At 62.3% G+C, this 18,921-nt stretch carries 20 protein-coding genes; 7 read left to right on the top strand and 13 right to left on the bottom strand.

Annotated features, from left to right (window positions below):
• Positions 1 to 21: 21 nt before the first annotated feature.
• The 5 genes from ACLGGT_RS18030 to ACLGGT_RS18010 all read right to left on the bottom strand — a co-directional run bounded on the left by ACLGGT_RS18030 (position 22) and on the right by ACLGGT_RS18010 (position 3,338).
• Positions 22 to 735: a transporter substrate-binding domain-containing protein gene (locus ACLGGT_RS18030; protein ID WP_081506249.1), complete on the bottom strand. Its 714-nt coding sequence runs from the start codon at positions 733 to 735 to the stop codon at positions 22 to 24.
• A 30-nt stretch (positions 736 to 765) separates the two neighbouring features.
• The gene (locus tag ACLGGT_RS18025) at positions 766 to 1,542 is read right to left on the bottom strand and encodes an ABC transporter ATP-binding protein (RefSeq protein WP_437197103.1); all 777 of its coding nucleotides are present in this window, start codon (positions 1,540 to 1,542) and stop codon (positions 766 to 768) included.
• A gap of 123 nt (positions 1,543 to 1,665) precedes the next feature.
• The gene (locus tag ACLGGT_RS18020) at positions 1,666 to 2,421 is read right to left on the bottom strand and encodes a phosphate/phosphite/phosphonate ABC transporter substrate-binding protein (RefSeq protein WP_437197101.1); all 756 of its coding nucleotides are present in this window, start codon (positions 2,419 to 2,421) and stop codon (positions 1,666 to 1,668) included.
• Positions 2,418 to 2,858, bottom strand: a complete 441-nt coding sequence (locus ACLGGT_RS18015) for a TerB family tellurite resistance protein (RefSeq protein WP_437197099.1) — start codon at positions 2,856 to 2,858, stop codon at positions 2,418 to 2,420. The genes ACLGGT_RS18020 and ACLGGT_RS18015 overlap by 4 nt, the downstream gene beginning before the upstream one ends.
• Before the next feature lie 42 nt (positions 2,859 to 2,900).
• Positions 2,901 to 3,338, bottom strand: a complete 438-nt coding sequence (locus tag ACLGGT_RS18010) for a TerB family tellurite resistance protein (protein ID WP_008281113.1) — start codon at positions 3,336 to 3,338, stop codon at positions 2,901 to 2,903.
• 144 nt (positions 3,339 to 3,482) lie between these two features.
• Here ACLGGT_RS18010 and ACLGGT_RS18005 point away from each other — a divergent pair, with 144 nt between their 5' ends.
• Entirely contained in the window at positions 3,483 to 4,058 is a 576-nt protein-coding gene (locus ACLGGT_RS18005; protein WP_237183514.1) for a hypothetical protein, read from the top strand.
• A gap of 9 nt (positions 4,059 to 4,067) precedes the next feature.
• Here ACLGGT_RS18005 and ACLGGT_RS18000 read toward each other — a convergent pair whose 3' ends face one another.
• On the bottom strand, positions 4,068 to 5,375 hold the full coding sequence (locus ACLGGT_RS18000) for an HlyC/CorC family transporter (protein ID WP_008281110.1): 1,308 nt from the start codon (positions 5,373 to 5,375) through the stop codon (positions 4,068 to 4,070).
• Positions 5,376 to 5,445: 70 nt separating this feature from the next.
• On the opposite strand from ACLGGT_RS18000, the gene ACLGGT_RS17995 reads away from it, so the two are divergent.
• Positions 5,446 to 6,261: a metallophosphoesterase family protein gene (locus tag ACLGGT_RS17995; protein WP_437197098.1), complete on the top strand. Its 816-nt coding sequence runs from the start codon at positions 5,446 to 5,448 to the stop codon at positions 6,259 to 6,261.
• Here the strand turns inward: ACLGGT_RS17995 and ACLGGT_RS17990 are convergent.
• From ACLGGT_RS17990 to ACLGGT_RS17980, 3 genes are read right to left on the bottom strand one after another with little or no spacing between them, the layout of a single operon-like run.
• Positions 6,198 to 7,169 carry a site-specific tyrosine recombinase XerD gene (locus ACLGGT_RS17990; RefSeq protein ID WP_437197096.1) on the bottom strand — a complete coding sequence of 324 codons (972 nt, stop codon included), beginning with the start codon at positions 7,167 to 7,169 and terminating at the stop codon, positions 6,198 to 6,200. The two genes, ACLGGT_RS17995 and ACLGGT_RS17990, sit on opposite strands and share 64 nt — an antisense overlap.
• Complete coding sequence (locus ACLGGT_RS17985) at positions 7,166 to 8,698, bottom strand: hypothetical protein (protein WP_437197095.1); 1,533 nt, start codon at positions 8,696 to 8,698, stop codon at positions 7,166 to 7,168. The genes ACLGGT_RS17990 and ACLGGT_RS17985 overlap by 4 nt, the downstream gene beginning before the upstream one ends.
• The gene (locus tag ACLGGT_RS17980) at positions 8,685 to 8,834 is read right to left on the bottom strand and encodes a hypothetical protein (protein WP_008281106.1); all 150 of its coding nucleotides are present in this window, start codon (positions 8,832 to 8,834) and stop codon (positions 8,685 to 8,687) included. The genes ACLGGT_RS17985 and ACLGGT_RS17980 overlap by 14 nt, the downstream gene beginning before the upstream one ends.
• A 90-nt stretch (positions 8,835 to 8,924) precedes the next feature.
• On the opposite strand from ACLGGT_RS17980, the gene ACLGGT_RS17975 reads away from it, so the two are divergent.
• On the top strand, positions 8,925 to 9,506 hold the full coding sequence (locus ACLGGT_RS17975) for a shikimate kinase (protein WP_219434507.1): 582 nt from the start codon (positions 8,925 to 8,927) through the stop codon (positions 9,504 to 9,506).
• Positions 9,503 to 10,621, top strand: coding sequence for a 3-dehydroquinate synthase (aroB, locus tag ACLGGT_RS17970; protein ID WP_437197093.1), 1,119 nt, complete (start codon positions 9,503 to 9,505; stop codon positions 10,619 to 10,621). The genes ACLGGT_RS17975 and aroB overlap by 4 nt, the downstream gene beginning before the upstream one ends.
• Positions 10,622 to 10,682: 61 nt before the next feature.
• On the opposite strand, the gene tyrS is transcribed toward aroB, so the two are convergent.
• Positions 10,683 to 11,936 (bottom strand): tyrosine--tRNA ligase, encoded by a 1,254-nt coding sequence (tyrS, locus tag ACLGGT_RS17965; RefSeq protein ID WP_008281103.1) that lies wholly within the window; start codon positions 11,934 to 11,936, stop codon positions 10,683 to 10,685.
• A gap of 63 nt (positions 11,937 to 11,999) precedes the next feature.
• On the opposite strand from tyrS, the gene ACLGGT_RS17960 reads away from it, so the two are divergent.
• The 3 genes from ACLGGT_RS17960 to ACLGGT_RS17950 are packed head-to-tail and all read left to right on the top strand — an operon-like array spanning position 12,000 to position 14,991.
• Complete coding sequence (locus tag ACLGGT_RS17960) at positions 12,000 to 13,100, top strand: anhydro-N-acetylmuramic acid kinase (protein WP_422001099.1); 1,101 nt, start codon at positions 12,000 to 12,002, stop codon at positions 13,098 to 13,100.
• Positions 13,100 to 13,852: a maleate cis-trans isomerase family protein gene (locus ACLGGT_RS17955; protein WP_008281101.1), complete on the top strand. Its 753-nt coding sequence runs from the start codon at positions 13,100 to 13,102 to the stop codon at positions 13,850 to 13,852. Before ACLGGT_RS17960 ends, ACLGGT_RS17955 begins: the two co-directional genes overlap by 1 nt.
• Positions 13,849 to 14,991, top strand: coding sequence for a trans-sulfuration enzyme family protein (locus ACLGGT_RS17950; RefSeq protein ID WP_437197090.1), 1,143 nt, complete (start codon positions 13,849 to 13,851; stop codon positions 14,989 to 14,991). Before ACLGGT_RS17955 ends, ACLGGT_RS17950 begins: the two co-directional genes overlap by 4 nt.
• Before the next feature lie 135 nt (positions 14,992 to 15,126).
• Here ACLGGT_RS17950 and ACLGGT_RS17945 read toward each other — a convergent pair whose 3' ends face one another.
• Genes ACLGGT_RS17945 through ACLGGT_RS17935 form a run of 3 tightly spaced genes read right to left on the bottom strand, consistent with a single transcriptional unit; the run spans position 15,127 to position 18,918 of the window.
• Positions 15,127 to 15,687 (bottom strand): sarcosine oxidase subunit gamma, encoded by a 561-nt coding sequence (locus ACLGGT_RS17945; protein ID WP_437197087.1) that lies wholly within the window; start codon positions 15,685 to 15,687, stop codon positions 15,127 to 15,129.
• Positions 15,680 to 18,634, bottom strand: coding sequence for a sarcosine oxidase subunit alpha family protein (locus ACLGGT_RS17940; protein ID WP_151979378.1), 2,955 nt, complete (start codon positions 18,632 to 18,634; stop codon positions 15,680 to 15,682). Before ACLGGT_RS17940 ends, ACLGGT_RS17945 begins: the two co-directional genes overlap by 8 nt.
• Positions 18,631 to 18,918: a sarcosine oxidase subunit delta gene (locus ACLGGT_RS17935; protein WP_008281097.1), complete on the bottom strand. Its 288-nt coding sequence runs from the start codon at positions 18,916 to 18,918 to the stop codon at positions 18,631 to 18,633. The genes ACLGGT_RS17940 and ACLGGT_RS17935 overlap by 4 nt, the downstream gene beginning before the upstream one ends.
• Positions 18,919 to 18,921: the final 3 nt, after the last annotated feature.

The following is an 18,921-nucleotide window of genomic DNA, read 5'->3' as shown; positions in this document are numbered from 1 at the left end:
GACCCCGCCGGTCGGTCAACCTCAGAAGGTCAGGCCGATTTCCCATTTCTCGATGAGCGCGTTCAGGCTGCCGTCGTCCTTCATGGATTGGATGGCGGCGTCGAGTTTGCCTTTGAGTTCGGTGTCGCTTTCGCGCAGGCCAAGGCCGATGCCGCCGCCGATCATCACCATCTCTTCAAGCAGTTCGAGCCCTGCATCCTCTTCTGCCACTGGCAAAAGGAAGGCGCGGTCGGCCAGCACGGCATCTGCTTCGCCATTGCGCACGGCGGCGATGGATTCTTCGGGCGTGGCATATTCCACCAGCGTGGCACCGCTGCTGGCTACGTAGGACGCCTGAATGGTGCCCGACTGGGCCGCGATGACGCCGGATTTCACATCGACATCCGCCGACGGGGCAAGATAGGCCGAGGGATCGGGCAGGGTGTAGTTCTGGGTAAAGTCGATGACCTGATCGCGTTCTTCGGTAATCGACATGCCTGCGATGATCACGTCATAGTTGCCCGACACAAGGTTGGGAATAATGCTGTCCCAGTCATTCGTGACCCATTCGCAGGTCAGTTCGGCGCGCTTGCACAGCTCATCGCCCAACTCGCGCTCGAACCCGTCAACTTCGCCTTTGTCGTTGATGAAGTTATACGGAGGGTAGGCGCCTTCGGTGCCCAGCCGAACGGTGTCGGCCATGGCAAATCCAGCCGAGAGGGCCAGTGCGGCGGTGGTGAGTAGTAGTTTCTTCATGGTGTTCTCCCTTTGAGTGGTGGTCTTGCCTCAGCCGCCAGTGGTGGAACTGAGGAATTGTTGCAGGCGCTTCGATTTCGGCGCGCCAAAGAGGGTGTCGGGCGGACCCTGTTCTTCGATTAGCCCTTGGTGCAGGAACACGACATGGTCGCTGACATCAGCGGCCATTTTCATATCATGGGTGACGATCATCATGGTGCGGCCCTCATTGGCCAGATCCTTGATGACGCGGATCACCTCTTGTTCCAGTTCTGGGTCAAGCGCGGAGGTGGGTTCGTCAAACAAGAGCGCCTCTGGCTCCATGCACAGGGCACGGGCGATCGCTGCGCGTTGTTGTTGACCACCGGACAATTGCGCCGGGTAAACATCGCATTTGTCGCCAATACCCACCTTGTCGAGATATTTGCGCGCGGCGGCCTCAACCTCGTGCCGATCCCGGCCCAAGACCGTAACGGGTGCCTCCATCACGTTCTGCAGGATCGTGAGATGCGCCCAGAGATTGAATTGCTGAAATACCATGCTGAGATTGGTGCGGATACGCAGCACTTGTTTGGGGTCAGCAGGGTGGCGCGCCAAGCCTGCGCCCTTCCACTGAACCGGCTCGCCCTTGAAGAGGATGTCGCCCTGTTGGCTATCTTCAAGCAGGTTGGCGCAGCGCAGGATGGTCGATTTACCAGAGCCCGAAGACCCAATGAGCGACACAACATCGCCGCGATGGGCGGCAATATCGACCCCCTTGATCACCTCAAGCGCGCCATAAGCCTTGTGCAGGTTGCGTATCTCGATAACCGGGGGCGTGTCTGACAAGGGGTGCTTCCGTTTTGGTGCGATTTTGACGGCTTTATGACAATAGGGCCGAAAAAATGGGCCGATGCAACTTGCAAAACGGGCGATTGGGGGGCGGTTTGTGCGATTTGACGCGCCGTCAGCTCAATTCGGAGGCGTGAGTGGCGGGGGCGGCGCAGGATTGGGCGGGGCCAAATAATCCTCGGCGGCAATATAGGTCACGCCCTTTAACCCAAGGGTTGCGCGCGCCGCCGCAGGCAGCGCCATGATTGCTGCCTCAAGGGCGTCGCGCAGTGCGTCTGCATCGCGCCCGAGCGCGGTAATGTAGGGCAGCGCCGGGGTAGGATCGGTATGGGCCAACACGCGCAACCCCGTCGTGAAGGGATCATGTGCCTGCATCAGGTGCCAACTCAGCACATCGAGCGCGGCAATATCGGCGCGCCCTTCGGCCACGGCCATGGCCGAGGCGCGATGCGCGCCGGTGTGGACGGGCGTGGTAAAGGAAAATCCACGCGCGGCGGCCCAGTTCTGTGGCGCGGCCCAACCCGATTGCGACAGACCGTCGTTATAGGCCAGACGCGCGGTGGCGAACGCCTCGGGATGGGTGCGTGGATCATCTGCACGCGCAACAAATACGCTATGGTAATATCCCGGTGGGCAGCTTGGCAGGTCAAGCACGGGACTGGCCACCAGCGTTACATGCCCGTGCAGCCGCGCACGGTAGGGATAGCCGCAGGTTTGCGACAAGAGCAGATCAGGGCTACGCCAGTGATCCCAGAGGTTGCCGTCCCGGGTGAGGGTCTCTGGCCCATCGCCCAAGGCTGCGCGCATGGCGTGCCACAGGGCATCGTTGCACGCCGCCGTCTCGGGGCGGTCATACATGGGCAGGCTGACGATCACGTGCCGCCCATGACGCGCTGACGGGCGCGCGCGCTTTCCTGATCGGTGATGCCCAAGAGGCTGGCCACCAGACGCAAGAGCGCGTCCTCATCGGCCTCGCGCACCCCATCGGCCAAGGCCACTTGCCAGAGCGCTTCGATCACACCAAGGCGATCCTCATGCGGCACCGCGTCCTTGATGGCGCGCGTGAAGCGCACGGTGTCGGGGGCTTCGCCCTCAAGCGTTTCGGCCTCTTGGCGCAGGGCTTCGGCCTCTGCCTGAGGCAGGCCGTAGCGGGCAGAGATGATGCGCGTGATGCGGATGATCTCGGCGGCGGAATAATCTCCATCGGTGCGCGCAACGCGCACGAGGAGGGCACAGAGCGCCAGACGGGCATCACCGCCGGTCAGGGGCTCGGGGGCTGGTTGGATCAGCCGTTTGAGGAAATCTGCGAACATGCCATAGGTATAGGGTGCCGACCGCGACGCGCCAATGGGGAATTACTGCGCCTCGGCCAGGGCGCGGGCGGCGTCACTATCGGCATGGCTCAGGCCCATCGCCTCTCGAGCGGCGTCTATCACCTGCAACTCTTCTGGCTGGCTTGCGCCGTCTGACAGCACCACTTCCCACAGCGCCTCGAGCGCACCAAGGCGGGCCTCGAGGCTGACGGTCTCGCGGATGATGTGGCCAAAGCGATCCGTATCGGGGGCGGCGTGCTCAATCCGTTCCGAGACTGCGCGCATCTTGGCCGCCTCAACCGGCCCAAGCCCATAAATGCGCGCCAACAGACGATCTATCCGCTTGATTTCGGCCAATTCGTAATGGTGATCGGATTTCGCGACACGCACCATCAAGGCGGCCAAGGCAAGTTTCTCATCCGGCTCTGGCAGGGGGCCGGGTTTTGACGCAGAGAAGCTGTGTAGAAGGCGATTCAACATACCCAAAGTTTACGCGCCAAAGCAGCGCGCCCCAAGCAAATTTTTATGGGCTGCCCAAATGGCGTCACAGTTGTTCCGCAGAAAGCGCACTTTCGGCGCGCAGAGATAGCGCATTGTTTTTTCGCGATAGTTACGGAGCCGATGATGCCGCAAGCCAGTCCGTTTGATTGGTCCGCAAGCCCTGTTGCCGAGCAAATCGAGTATTTGCGTGGCCTAGCGCCAGAGTCGTTTCATCAGGCGCTCATCGAGTATGACTGGGCGCTTGCGCCTGAGCCTGTCTTGGGCTGGGCCATGGCGCAACGGGGTATTGATCTGTGCACAGCGCTTTCCGTTTTTTTCAACGGCGATCCGGGGCGGTTCAATTACATGCCAAAGCCACATGTGCCAGAGCCATATCGTGGCGTGGCACGGGTGCTGGATAATATCTGTTTGCGGGTCAACAGTGGATTTTACCTGATTTATCCCGGTAAACTCCCGTGTTGCCAGCACCGGCTCTCGAAGTGGCTGTGCTACCAGCAGGCGGACCGCGACGAAGGGCGGCGGGGGCGATGGATGCTGGATGAGCGTATTCTGGAACCGATGCTACAGGATGATCTGCGCTTGCCGCGCGATCAGGCCCCGGTGAACAAGCCGCGCCCGAGCCTCTGGCGCGATTTGCTGAGCCCGCTCATCGGGCTGGGGGTGGATCGCGACGTTCTGAAATACAAAGACCGTTTGTGACACGCGCCCTCAGAGCTTGCGCACTTTCAATCGCGTGATGCGGTTGTCCTTGCGGGCCATGACCTGAAACCGGAAGCCGTGAAAGATAAAGACCTGATCCACCTTGGGGATCATCTGCGCCTCATGGATCACAAGCCCTGCGACGGTATTGGCGGCCTCGTCGGGGAGGTTCCAGTCGTTGGCGCGGTTGAGGTCGCGGATGGTCATCGCCCCATCGACGAGAAACTGATTGTCTTCGGTCCGGCGCACGGGATGTTCGGCATCCGGGTCGAATTCATCGGTGATCTCGCCGACGATTTCTTCCAGAATATCCTCGAGCGTGATCAGACCCTGAAGCGTGCCATATTCATCAACCACCATGGCGAAATGGCTGCGCATCCGCAGAAATTGGCGCATCTGGTCGTCGAGCGTTGTGGTTTCAGGCACGAAATAGGGTTTGCGCGCGATACTGCAGACGTCGAAATTCTTGAGCGCGGCAGCGCCATCCTGCGATTCTGTCACCAGTTTGTGCATGGCGCGCAACAGATCCTTGGCGTGTACCACGCCGATGATGTTGTCAGGGTCGTCGCGATAAAGCGGTAAGCGGGTGTGGTTGCTCTTGAGGCATTGATCGAGAATCGCGTCAGGCTCTGCTTCGGCGTCGATCATCTCGATCCGCGAGCGATGCAGCATGATTTCCTCGACAGCACGTTCTCCGAGGTCGAGCGCGCCAAGGATACGGTCGCGGTCTTCCTTTTCCACCACCCCTTCGGATTGCCCAAGGTATAGCGCACCAGCGATTTCCTCGCGCACGGCCAGAATGTGGCTGTCAGGATCGGTTTGCACGCCAAAAAGCGCCAGAACCCGGCGCACGAACCAACGCACGGCGGTGACGATCGGGGAAAAGATCTTGATCACCCAGACGATGATGGGCGCGGTGCGCGCAGCGGCGGCCTCGGCATTGGTGATGGCATAGGTCTTGGGCAGGACTTCGGCAAAGACCAGCACGAGAAGGGTCATCACCAGCGTGGCAAGGGCAACACCGCTCTCGCCAAAGAGGCGGGTAAAGAGCGCTGTGGCCAGCGACGCGGCCAGAATGTTCACCATGTTGTTGCCAAGCAGAACCGAGCCGATGAGCCGCTCGTTATCCTCGGTGATCCGCAGCGCCGTTTCCGCCCCGCGCGAGCCCTTTTCCGCCTGCGCCCGAAGTTTCCCGCGGGAGGCGGCAGTAAGCGCAGTTTCGCTGCCCGAGAAATAGGCAGACATGACCAGCAGGGTGACGATCGCACCGCAGGTGATCCAAAATGTCAGGTCGGTTGCGCTTGACGCGGCTTCCATCTCTTTGCAGTCCCTTTTAATTTATTGGGTTATGGGGTGTCCGTCCCCTGCATTCAAGGGAGCATGGGCCATGCGGATCATGGATTTGGGAGAGTTGTTTGGTCCTGTGCTGATTTTCGGTGGGCCCTATTCTAATTTGCAGGCGACGCAGGCGTTGCTGGCATGGGCAGATGCACATCACTTTCCCCCGGAGCGCCGGATTTGTACGGGCGATGTCGTGGCCTATTGTGCGAACCCTGACGAAACAGTGGCCCTTATTCGTACGGCGCAGTGTCCTGTGCTTGCGGGCAATTGTGAGCGACAGTTGGCGCGCAATGAACTGGACTGCGGCTGTGGCTTTGGTGCGGGCACGCAATGCGATCTTTTGTCGGCGGGGTGGTATCGCCACGCCGATCGTTTCATTGGGGCTGCGGATCGGGGCTGGATGGAGACGCTGCCAGATCTCATCCTGTTCACGCATGCTGGTCGACGCGCGGCCGTGATCCATGGCGGTCTGACGGATGTCAGCCGATTCGTCTGGCCAGTGTCGGATGAGGCAGCTTTTCTTGAGGAAATATCACATATTCAAGAGGTTGCAGGCCATATTGATTATGTTTTCTCAGGCCATTCCGGGGTGATGTTTCAGCGTCGTATCGGCGCGGTGGACTGGATTAATGCGGGTGCAATCGGCATGCCGCCCCATGATGGACGAGTCGAGACCGGATTTGCCGTACTGGACGCGCACGTGACCTTTCATCGTCTCGCCTATGATTATCTGGGCGCGCAGGCTGCGATGCGGGCGGCGGGGCTGGTGCAGGGTTATGATACGGCCCTTACATCTGGCTATTGGCCATCCGAGGAGGTTTTGCCTCCGGTCTTGCGCCGGGCGGCCTGTGCCAACGGGTGATGCTCTTGCACAAGCGCCTGAAGGCGGGCTTCAAGCACATGGGTATAAATCTCGGTCGTGGCGACATCGGCATGACCAAGAAGCGTCTGGATCACGCGCAAATCGGCACCGTTGGCCAAAAGATGCGTGGCAAAGGCATGGCGCAGGGTATGCGGCGTAACCTTGCCGGGATCAACATGAGCTTTGACAGATATTTCTTTGATAAGGTGGTAAAATCTATGGCGCGTGAGGTGCCCGGAGGCACCCCCTGAGGCGAAGAGATAGGGGGAGGATTGCACGCCTTTGGCGCGGCGGGCGCTCTCTTCGGCATCGCGAATCGCAAGCCAGTCGCTGAGGGCTGCGCGCGCGGGCGGCGAGAGTGGCACCATGCGTTCCTTGCCGCCTTTGCCGCGCACCAAAATCATGCGTGGATCGCCCCGCGCGGCACCAAGTGGCAAGGACACCAGCTCGCTGACGCGCATGCCCGTGGCATAGAGCAGCGCCACAAGGCAGGCGTTGCGGCTGCGCTCCGACGCTGTGCGCCCATGAGCGGGGGCCATGTCTAGCAAGCGGCTGACCTCTTCTTCGCTGAGGGTCTTGGGCAGGCGCTGTGCCTTACCCGGCCCTTTGATGCGAATGGCGGGGTTATCCGCGCGCAACCGCTCATCAAAAGCAAAGCGGTAAAGCTGACGAATCGCCGAAAGCCTGCGCGCCCGCGTGGCCCGCGCGAGGCCCTGTGCATCGCAGAAGACAAGATAGCGATCAATGTCAGGCTGAGTGAGAGATTGCAGCGCTAGCCCTTGATTTTCAACCCATTCGGAAAAGTCTTTGAGATCCCGTGCATAGGCGAGCAGCGTGTTTTTAGCGGCTCCAAGCTCGGCGGCCTGCGCCTCGAGAAAGAGATCAATCCAGCGCGTAGCCTCGGTCACCCGCGTGGGTCCAACAGCAGCAATTGTAAAGCCGCGCGGCGGGCGGTGTCCTCTAGCCCCAGGGTGCGCAGCGTGGCAATTGCCCCAGGCAGCGCATCGCGCGCCCGGTCGCCATGGCCGATCTGTCGCGCAGCGGCCAGAATCGCCTCGCCCAGTCGTCCGGCGTCGATCAGGGCCTGATGATCTGCCGGCGGGGCGTTGTTGGCGAATCCTGCGGCGATCGCACTTTGGAGTGAGGTGCGCGCCGTTTCGGCCGATGGGGCACCACGGGCGGTATCAATCAGGAACTGTTGATCCGACGAGGGCGAGGAAAGCCGCGCAGAAGCAGTTTCATATTGCTCTGATAAAAGCATGATTTCAAAGACTTGCGAGGCGATGTTTTGCGGGATTTCCGCAGCATCAAGGCGCTCTGCAAAAAGCTCGGCAAAGATCACCTCTAGCCGTTGGTCGCGCGCGGCGCGCCAGGCTCTTGGCAAGGCTTCGACAAGGTCTTGTGATGCCCCTTCGCTTAGCGCCTGATCAAGCGCCTGAATTGCCGCAACTCGATCCCAGACGCCGCCTGAGGCAGCCGGGCGGCGATCTGTATAAAGGCCCAAAAGGCGCGAGGCAGGCACGGCACCTGTGCGCGCAAGACGTTCTGCCGCCTCGATTTCGGCCTTCCAGCCGGAATTGCCGCGCAAATCAGCCATGGCGAAGGCGCGCGGCAGATTATGGGTTGGCAGGGCGGTGCCGATAGCCTCAAAAAGGCGAAATTGCAGCGCTGTAAGGGATTGGGGTGGTTCCGGCGGTTCGGTTTCCTCGATCAATTCGGGATCAAGGTAGAGTGCCAGAAGAGTGGCATCGGTTTCGGAGAGCGTGCCGAGGGCGGTCGCGCTGTGATAGGTGAGCGCGGCGATGTTCCAGTCGCCACTGCGGGCGGCGCAGTAGATACGCGCGCCGATATCCGACGTCAGACGCGGCTTGCGGCTGAGCATGGCGCAGGCGGGGTCCTCTTGTCCGAGCAGAAGAGAGAGGTCAAACCATTGATCAAAAAGTGATTTCGTCATGGGTCCGGCCCGCTCTGCCATGGCCTGTGCGGGTTCTATCGCGCCAAAGCTGCGCAGCGCCTTGAGGCGTGCTTGCAGGAATGCGGCATCTGATCCGGCATCAAGAGGGGCATTCGCCTCGGCCAGCAGCAGGGTGTAATAGAGCGCCTGAATGGCAGGCAAGGGTTCGGATTCTAGATGTGACAGGGCACGTAAAAGCGTTGAAGTTGTGCTTTTTTCCCAAAGGGTTACTGGCAAGCCTGTGGTGGTGCTGGGCAGTAGGCCGACAGCATCCGCACGCGGTGCGTCCAGCGCGGTGACGGTCACGTTTGGTACGGTGACAGCATTGGCGGAGGGCGGTTCCGAGAATGAGGGGCGCGGTACGGTCGTGACGGCTGCGGTGCTGGCCTCATCCAACCACTCAATCGCAGAAAGCGGTTGCTGCGCGAGGGCGGCACCCGTCGTGGTCAATCCAAGGAAAACTACCGTGCTAATCCGTCTCAAGAATGATGTCCTGCCGAATCTCGGTCTGGTCAGGTGAGAAATCCGCGCCAAAGAATGGCCCGATATAGGCATAGGCCACTAAGGCAATGAAGCCTAGAATAGCCAGATAAATCAGCCACTTGATCAATCGCAGCATGTTATCCCCTGCCTGAATTGCCCGTTCTTTTTCCCAAGTTATAACTGGCCTTTTGCGCAAGATCACGTCATTGAGTGAAAAACTTTGTGAATGGGCAAGGGAGCGCCGAAAGTGTCGGGCAAAGGGCACTGGACATTGGGCAAGACGGTTGTGCTGGTGGGCATGATGGGGGCGGGCAAGACGGCGGTGGGCAAGGCGCTGGCGGCCCGGATTGGCGTGCCGTTTCTCGATTCGGATGCCGAGATCGAGAAGGCCGCGAATATGGCGATTTCCGAGATATTTCAAAGGGATGGCGAGACGTTTTTTCGGGCGCGGGAGACCGAGGTGATCGACCGTTTGCTCGATGGGCCGCGAGCGATCCTGTCCACGGGTGGGGGCGCGTTTTTGGCGGAGCGCAACCGGGATCTTGTGGCGCGCAAGGGGGTTTCGGTCTGGCTCGATGCGGATCTTCCGCTTTTGTGGTCGCGGGTAAAAGGAAAGAATACCAGGCCCTTACTGCGCACAGCTCATCCATATGAGACGCTTGCGGATATCTATAATGCCCGTGTGCCGATCTATGAGTTGGCAGAGATCCGGGTGCGGGCGCGGCCGGAGTACAGTGTCGAGGCAATGGCCGAGCAAGTTCTTAACGCGCTCAGCGCGCGCAAGGACGTATTGGAGTGGGTGGAATGACCGAAATCGTGCATGTGGGCCTCCCGGGACGGGAGTATGATATTCACATCGGGCCGGGTCTGTTGGGGCAGTCCGGGGCGCTGATTGCCCCGCTGTTGCGACGTCCGCGCGTGGCGATTGTGACCGATGAGACGGTGGGGCCTCTGCACTTAGCAACGCTTTGCAAGGGATTGGAGAATAACGGTATTTCTTCGGTTTCCCTGACGCTTCCGGCCGGGGAGGCGACCAAATCCTGGCCGCATTTCGAGCGGGTGGTCGAATGGTTGCTGGAGGAAAAGGTTGAGCGCAATGACGTGGTGATCGCCTTTGGCGGTGGCGTGATTGGTGATCTGGTCGGGTTCGCGGCGGCGGTGCTGCGTCGGGGCGTACGCTTTGTTCAGGTTCCGACGAGTTTGCTGGCGCAGGTCGACAGCTCTGTGGGGGGCAAGACCGGGATCAACGCGCCACAAGGCAAGAACCTGATCGGAGCGTTTCATCAACCAAGCCTTGTTTTGGCGGATATCGAGGTGTTGGGAACGCTGACGGAACGCGATTATCTGGCCGGATATGGCGAGGTGGTCAAGTACGGATTGCTTGGAGATAGTGAATTCTTTCAGTGGCTTGAAGGCAATGCTTCACGTGCCGCGAGCGGTGATATGGCAGCGCGACTTTATCTTGTGACGCGGTCGGTCGAGATGAAGGCCGAGATTGTGACGCGCGATGAGACCGAGCAAGGTGACAGGGCCTTGCTTAATCTGGGTCATACATTTTGTCATGCGTTGGAGTCTGCCACACAGTATGATGGGTCGCGGCTCTTGCATGGGGAGGGGGTTGCGATTGGTTGCGCGCTTGCGTTCGAGGTGTCGGCGCGGCTTGGCTTGTGTTCGCAGGAAGACCCAAGCCGAGTGCGGGCGCATCTGCGCGACATGAAGATGAAGGTTGATCTTTCTGATATTGCAGGAGATTTGCCAGATGCCGATGGGCTGATTGCCCTGATGGGGCAGGATAAAAAGGTTGTTGATGGCAAACTGCGGTTCATCCTTGCGCGCGGGATTGGTGAGGCGTTCATCACCTCGGACGTGCCGCCGGATGTGGTGCGCGACGTGCTGCGCGAGGCGCTGCGCGGGCGGGGGTGACCCTTACGGACCTTACAAATCGTAAGCTGATTTTGTAAGGTCCGCTGTTACCGTTAGCCGCTTAGTCTGACAGCTTGACGAGAGCGTGACGTTTCTTGCCCGCCGACAGCTTGATCGGCGATGTCAGGGCTGCGGCGTCGATCATCAGGCCCGCGTCGGTTAACGGTTCGTCATCCAGACGCGCGCCGTTTTCAGTGATCAGGCGCTTGGCCTCTTTGCCGGATTTGGCAAGACCGGCGCGCACGATGAGCTGTACGATGGAAATCCCCTCGGCCAGTTCATCCGCTGTCACCTCGACGGTGGGGAGGTCATCACCCACGCCGCCATGTTCGAACACCTCGCGCGCGGTGGCCTCGGCCGCCGCCGCCGCCTCGGGCCCATGCAGGAGGGTTGTGACGGCGTTGGCGAGAATGATCTTGGCGGCGTTGATGTCGGAGCCTTCCAAAGCGCCAAGGCGGTCGCATTCTTCAACCGGCAGTTCGGTGTAGAGTTTGAGGAAGCGCCCGGTGTCGGCGTCGGTGGTGTTGCGCCAGAATTGCCAGAATTCATAGGGGCTGAGCATATCGCCCGAAAGCCAGACTGCGCCGCCCGCCGATTTGCCCATCTTGCGCCCATCCGAGGTGGTCAGAAGCGGCGACGTGAGGCCGAATACCTCGTGGTCGATCACGCGGCGGGTGAGGTCGATGCCGTTGATGATATTGCCCCATTGATCCGAGCCGCCCATTTGCAGCACACAGCCGTGGCGACGGTTCAGTTCAAGGAAATCATAGGCTTGCAGGATCATGTAGTTGAATTCGAGGAAGGACAGCGATTGCTCGCGGTCGAGGCGCGATTTCACCGATTCAAAGGACAGCATCCGGTTCACGGAGAAATGCCGCCCGATGTCACGCAGGAATTCGAGGTAGTTGAGACCGTCGAGCCATTCGGCGTTGTTGAGCATCATGGCGTCCTGCGGCCCCTCGCCGTAGGCAAGGTAGCGGGCGAAGACGCGGTTCATGCCAGCGATATTGTCGTCGATTTGCGCGGGTGAGAGCAGCGGGCGTTCATCCGAGCGGAACGAGGGATCGCCCACCTTGGTGGTGCCGCCGCCCATGAGCGTGATCGGGCGGTGCCCGGTCTTTTGCAGCCAACGCAGCATCATGATGTTGAGCAGGTGCCCAACATGCAAAGATTTCGCCGTGGCGTCGTAGCCGATATAGGCGGTGACGGTTCCAGCACTCAATGCCTCGTCCAGACCCTGATAATCGGTGCAGTCGGCGAGATAGCCCCGCGACATCATCACGTTCAGGAATTCGGATTTGGGGCGATAGGTCATAATGCTTGTCCCGGCTTGGTTTGCGCGGCATGTATATGCAGTCGGTGGGCAAAGGAAAAGGCCATGTTGAAGGCGGAGCGCCTCTGGGCGTTGGGGGCGATGTCGGGCACCTCTTTGGATGGGGTGGATGCGGCCATGGTCGAGACTGATGGCGCGGCAATTTATGCCTTTGGTCCAAGCGCTTATCGTGCCTATTCCGCCGAGGAGCAAGCGGTGTTGGCGGCGGCGTTGGGCAAGTGGCCGGGCGAAGATTTGGCGGAGGCACAAGCGCTGGTTGAGAGCGCGCATCTGGAGGTTTTGAGCCGGTTTGACGGCGCGGCGCTGGTGGGGTTTCACGGGCAGACCTTGGCGCATGAGCCGCGCGGGCGGGGCACGCATCAGCTGGGGGATGGGGCGCGTTTGGCCGAGGGGCTGGGCCTGCCGGTGGTCTGGGATTTTCGCAGCGCGGATGTTCGGCTGGGCGGTGAAGGCGCGCCGCTGGCCCCGTTTTTCCATTTCGCCTGTGCCAAATGGATTGGGGCGACGGAGCCGCTGGCGTTTCTGAACCTTGGCGGGGTGGGCAATATCACTTGGGTTGATCCAAGTTTCGAGCGGCCTGAAGAGGCGGGGGCGGTGCTGGCCTTTGACACCGGGCCTGCCAATGCGCCGATCAACGATTTGATGCTGGCGCGGCGGGGCGAGGCGTTTGACCGTGATGGCGCCTTGGCGCGTCAGGGGGAAGTGGCGCAGGGGGCGTTGGAGCTGTTTCTGGACGAGCCCTATTTCCTGCGCATGCCGCCCAAGTCACTGGACCGGGACACATTTGCCGACATGATCGGATTGGTGGGAGAGTTGGGCGATGCCGATGCGGTGGCGACATTGACCGGAATGGCGGCGGCGGCGGTGTTGCGCGGCATGGAGCATTGCCCGCGCCCGCCGGTGCGATTGCTGGTGACCGGGGGCGGGCGGCATAATCGCGTGATGATGCAGATGTTGCGTGCCGCCCTTGATTGCCCGGTTGAGCCGGTCGAGGCGGTGGGGCTGGATGGCGATATGCTGGAGGCGCAGGCCTTTGCCTATCTGGCGGTGCGGGTGGCGCGGGGGTTGCCCACCTCTTGTGCCAGCACCACGGGGGTGCGGGCCGCAGTTTCGGGTGGAACAATCAGCCGGGTTGAGGGGGTGTGATGCAGTACGATCTGGATGAGGGCGCGGGGGCGGGGCTTCGGCTGGGCATGATCATGCTCAGCACGGATGAGACGGTGGAATATGAGGCGCGGATGGTGCTGGCGGGGCGCGATGTGAACCTGATGCATGCGCGTATTCCGGCGAAGGCCGATGTGACGCCCGAGGATCTGGCCAGCATGGCGCCCGAGATGACGCGCACGGCGGCGCTCTTGCCACGCGATTTGCGGGCGGTGGCCTATGCCTGCACGTCGGGGGCGACGATCATCGGATCGGACGAGGTGGCGCGGTTGATCAATCTGGCGCACCCGGGCGTGCCGGTGACGAACCCGCTGAGTGCGGTGATCGCGGCCTTGCATCGGTTGCAGGTGCGGCGGATCGCCATGGTGACGCCCTATGTGCGCGAGGTCAGCGGGCCGATGGCGGCGGCGCTTGGCGCGGCGGGGATCGAGGTGATCCATTCGGTTAGTTTCGGTCAGAAAGAGGATTGGACCGTCGCGCGGATTGCTGAAACAAGCACGCGGCGTGCGATGCTGGAGGCAGGGCGCGTGCCGGGGGTTGAGGCGGTTTTTGCCAGTTGCACCAATTTACGCACCTATGGGGTGATTGACGCGGTTGAGGCGGAATTGGGCCTGCCGGTCGTGACCTCGAATCAGGCGCTTTTTTGGGATATGCTGCGGCGGGCCGGGGCTGGGGCACTGGGATGGGGGCCGGGGCGGTTATTCACGATGGACTATGGAAAGATCGACGCATGAAGAACGAACCGCTGAAACCCGCAACAATCGCCGCGCAGGCAGCGGGGGCCAAGGACAGTGCCACGGCGGGCGTGGTGCCGGGAATTTCGTTGGCCGCGACCTATACGCGGGGGGCCGATTATGCCCTGCTGCGCCCCGACAATATCTATGGGCGCGATCAGAATGATACGGTGCGGCAGGCGGAAGAGGTGATCCGGCAACTCGAGGGCGCGGCGGCGACGCTGCTCTTTCCCAGCGGTATGGCGGCGGTGGCGGCGGTGTTTCGGGCGTTGCCCAGTGGCGCGCGGGTGGTGATGCAGAATGGCATCTACTGGGGCACGTTGAAGTGGGTGCGGGCCTATTGTGTGCGGCGCGCCATCCTGCTTGATGAGATTGACGCGGCGGACCCGGCGGCGCTGGCGGCGGCATGCCGATCCTCGGCGGATATGGTCTGGATCGAGACGCCGTCAAATCCGTGGCTGAAAACGGTCGAGATCGCCACGGCGGCGGGCATGGCACATAAGGCGGGGGCGCTGTTGGTGGTTGACGGCACAGCGGCGACGCCGGTGCTGACGCGGGCGCTGGATCTGGGCGCGGATATTGTCATGCATTCGGGCACCAAGGCGCTCAACGGGCATTCGGATGTGTTGGCGGGGGTGCTGTCGTGCCGCGAGCCGGGCAATCCGATGTGGCAAGAGATCGCGACAGACCGGCATGATGCGGGCGCGGTGATGGGGCCGTTCGAGGCGTGGCTGTTGATGCGCGGCATGCGGACGCTGCCGCTCAGGATGGAGCGGATGTGTGAGAATGCGCTGGCGGTGGCGCGGTATCTTGAGGAGCATCCGAAGGTTGAGACGGTGTTTTACCCCGGATTGGCCAGCCATGCGGGCCATGCCATTGCCACGCGGCAGATGTGTGGCGGCTATGGCTATTTGCTGTCCGCCGTGGTGGCGGGCGGGCGGGAGCGGGCGCTGGAGGTGGCGGGGCGGTTGCAGCTGTTCCAGCGCGCCACATCGCTAGGCGGGGTCGAGAGCCTGGTGGAGCATCGCCACACGATCGAGCCGCATACCGGCATTCCCGAGGGGTTGTTGCGGTTTTCCGTGGGGATCGAGGATGCGGGCGACTTGATGGCTGATCTGGCGCAGGCGTTGGAGGGATAGGCTGGGGTTGTTTTAGGGGGCTGAGTTAGGTCCCGGGTCAGGCCCGGGACGGCCCCTAAGGAGGACAGGCCCCGGCCTTGAGCCGGGGCCTCTTGCTTTTCGTCTATGAGGTCCCGGGTCGAGCCCGGGATGGGGTTAGTGCGCCGAGCGGATCGCGGTCAGGAGCGCGTGAAGCAGGGAGCCCGCCGAGGAGCGGGGGCCGATCACCGAGATATGGCGCGGGCTGTGGCACAAGAGGAAGCAGCCCATATGCTCGACCGCGGCACGCTGCGCCTCGCCGCCCGTAAAGGCGCGGGTATTGGCGTTGGTGAGGCGTTCCAGCACATCGGCCAGCCCATCGCCGCTGAGGTCAAAGCGGCACCATGCGCCGGTTTGGTCCGTGACGCTTGCGGCCCCTTTGGCCTGCGCCTTGACCTGCTTGGCCAAATCCTCGTGGGTTTCAACCGGGGCTGACAGCATCCATTGATCCGGTCCCATCCAGAAGGCGGTGAGTGTGTCACCGCCCATGCGGGCCGGGCCGGGGGCCGGGGTGCCGATCAGGGCGGCTATGAGCGCGCTTGTCTGCGCCTCATGCCCAAGGCGGGCGGCGACAGAGGCCAAGGCGCGGTCGGTGACTTCGGTCAGGGTCACGGGGCCGTGGCTGTCGATACGGGGACGGGTCGCCCCGAGCGGGGTGATGGCGATGAGATCATGCACGGAGGCGCTCTCCTTCTGGATCGACGAAATGGGCGCTGACGACTTCGACGTCATGTTCGACGCCGGTCAGGGGGGACACAAGGCGCAGAGTTTCGCCCATGCGGGTATCGCCGGATTTAAGGAAGGCCAGCGCGATGGAATGCCCGAGATTGGGCGAGTAGCAGGCGGAGGTCACATAGCCCTGATCATGAGCGGCATCGACCGGGCTGCCCTTGGTCATCAGATGCGCGCCTGCGGGCACGGGTTTGGAGCGGTCTACCGGGCGCAGGCCGACAAGGCGCAGCGCGTCCGGTGCATTGAGACCGTCGCGGCGCGAGAGCACGGCCCCGATGGAATCCTTGTTGGCCGAGACCATCTTGCCCATCCCGAGATTGAGGGCGGTGGTGGTGCCATTGAGTTCGTTGCCTGCCGCGTGGCCCTTTTCGATGCGCATGACGCCGAGCGCTTCGGTGCCATAGGCCACCACGTCAAACTCGCGCCCTGCCTCCATCAACCGGCGGATCATGGCATCGCCATAGCGCGTGGGCACGGCGATTTCATAGGCCAATTCGCCCGAAAAGGAGATGCGGAAGAGGCGCGCGGGCAGGCCGCCGCAAACGGTGATCTCGCCGCAGGCCATGAAGGGGAAGCCGTCGTTCGAGAGGTCGAATTCCGGGTCCACCACCTTTTGCAGCAGTTTGCGGGCATTGGGGCCAGCGACGGAGAACTGCGCCCAAGCCTCGGTCGTGGAGATGAGTTGCACATCCATGTCGGGGCAGAGGCATTGGCGCACGAATTCCATGTGGCGATAGACCGTGACCGCGTTGGCGGTGGTGGTTGTCACAACGAAGTGATCCTCGGCCAGACGCGCGGCGGTGCCGTCATCCATGGCAATCCCGTCCTCGCGCAGCATGAGGCCATAGCGGACGCGCCCGACGGGCAGTTTGGCGAAGGCGTTGCAATAGATCTTGTTGAGGAAGGCGGCGGCATCGGCCCCCTGCACGTCGATCTTGCCCAAGGTCGTCACATCGCAGATGCCAACGGAAGCGCGGGTTTGCAGCACCTCGCGGTCCACGCTCTGCCGCCAGTGGGTTTCGCCGGCGCGCGGGAACCATTGGGCGCGCAGCCACATGCCGACCTCGACAAAGACAGCGCCCTGTTCCTCGGCCCAGAAATGGCTGGGGGTTTTGCGGGTGGGGCGGAAATCCTTGCCGCGCGCGCGGCCCGCAAAGGCGCCGATGGCGGTGGGCGTATAGGGCGGGCGGAACATGGTGGTGCCCACCTCGGGGATGGATTTGCCCGCCACCTCGGCCATGATCGCCATGCCTGCGGTGTTCGAGGTTTTGCCCTGATCGGTGGCCATGCCAAGCGTGGTATAGCGCTTGAGATGTTCGACGGAGGTGAAGTTTTCCTGATGCGCCAGTTTGATATCCTTGGCGGTCACGTCGTTTTGTTGATCGACCCAGGCGCGCTTGGCCCCCTGCACATGCCAGAAGGGGGTGATCGCCAGCGGTGTATCCTCGGCCTGCGGCAGATCGGGGCGCGTGGCGGTGTGGCCAAGGTCGGCCGCAATCTGGGCGGCGATATCGGCCCCCGAGGTCAGGGCGGCATGAGTCGAGAAGAGGCCATTGGCCGCGCCCGCAACCACCATGCCCTGAGGCAGGGTGCCGCCGGGCACGAAGGCGTGAATATCCGCGTTCCATGTGGGGCGGCCACGCTGATGGCAGGTGAGGCTGACGTTGGGGTTCCAGCCGCCAGAGACGCCAAGCGCACCACAGGTCACGCTGCGACGAGTGCCGCGCGCATCCGTGACCTCGACCTTGGTCAGGCCAAGGCGGCCTGAGGTATTGGTGATGGTGCCGCCCGCGATGACCTCATAGCCGGTGCCTTTGGGCGCATCGGGGCGGGTGTCGATCACGGCGGTGACGGTGACGCCCTTGGCCAAAAGATCCCGCGCGGTGCGATGGCCGTCGTCATTATTGGTGAAGACGGCGATCTCTTGCGCCGGGGTGGTGGCCCAGCGGTTGGCATAGGCGCGCAACGCGCCTGCCATCATGATGCCGGGGCGGTCGTTATTCTCGAAGACGATGGGGCGTTCGGTGGCCCCTGCGGCGAGAATGGCGCGGGTGGAATAGATGCGCCAGAGGATCTGGCGCGGCTTGCCCTCGGGGGGGACGGGCAGGTGATCGCTGACCCGTTCCAGCGCACCGTAGATGCCGTGATCGAAGGCCCCGAGCACGGTGGTGCGGGTCATCAGGCGCACATTGGGCAGGGCGGCAAGCCGTTCGGCGGTTTCTGCCGCCCAGTCATGGCCGGGCTGCTGGCCCATGGCAAAGGTTTCGGCATTGAGGCGGCCACCGGGCAGGGAATCTTCATCCGCGAGGATGACGTTGAGACCGGATTCGCCCGCCGTGAGGGCGGCGGCCAAGCCTGCGGGGCCTGCGCCGATGATCAGCAGGTCGCAATGCAGATAGCCCTTGTCGTAGCTGTCAGGGTCGGCTTGCAGGCTGAGCGATCCCAGACCGGCGGCGCGGCGGATGATCGGTTCGTAGAGTTTTTCCCAGAAGGCCGCGGGCCACATGAAGGTTTTGTAATAAAACCCGGCAGCAAAGAAGCTGGAGAGGCGGTCATTGATCGAGAGCGCATCGAAGGCGAGCGAGGGCCAACGGTTTTGCGATTGCGCGGTCAGGCCGTCGAACAGTTCTGCGGTGGTGGCGCGGGTGTTGGGCTCGCGCCGTGCGCCGTCGCGCAGTTCCACGATCGCGTTCGGCTCTTCCGAGCCAGCCGAGAGCGGGCCGCGCGGGCGGTGGTATTTGAACGAGCGGCCCATCAGGCGCACGCCATTGGCCAGAAGTGCCGAGGCAAGCGTGTCGCCGGGGTGGCCCTTCATCCATTTGTCATCGAAGCGGAAAGAGATGGCGCGGCTCTGGTCGATCAGCCCGCCCTTGAGGCGATTTACTTGGGTCATTTGGAGCGTCCCTCGCGGCGGGCCACGTCGCGGGCCAGTTCCACAGCGGTGATTTCATGGGTGAGCGTGTTGCGGGTGACGACCAGCCAAGAGCGGTCGCCCTGTTCGTGAAACCACAGTTCGCGATGTGCCCCGGCGGGATTGTCGCGCAGATAGCCGTAGTCGATGAACTGCGCCAGCGCATCGGGTGCGTCCGGGTCGGGGCGGTTGATAAGGGCGGCGTCGCCTTTGTAGACGAATTCGCTGGCGTCGCGGGGGCCGAGGAGGGGGTGATTGATCAGCATGGC

This window comes from Roseovarius sp. MS2 (assembly GCF_051447875.1).
In the GTDB taxonomy this organism is placed as follows: domain Bacteria; phylum Pseudomonadota; class Alphaproteobacteria; order Rhodobacterales; family Rhodobacteraceae; genus Roseovarius; species Roseovarius mucosus_A.
Note: the sequence above shows the minus strand (reverse complement) of the source record. Positions and strands in the feature narration are given on the sequence as shown.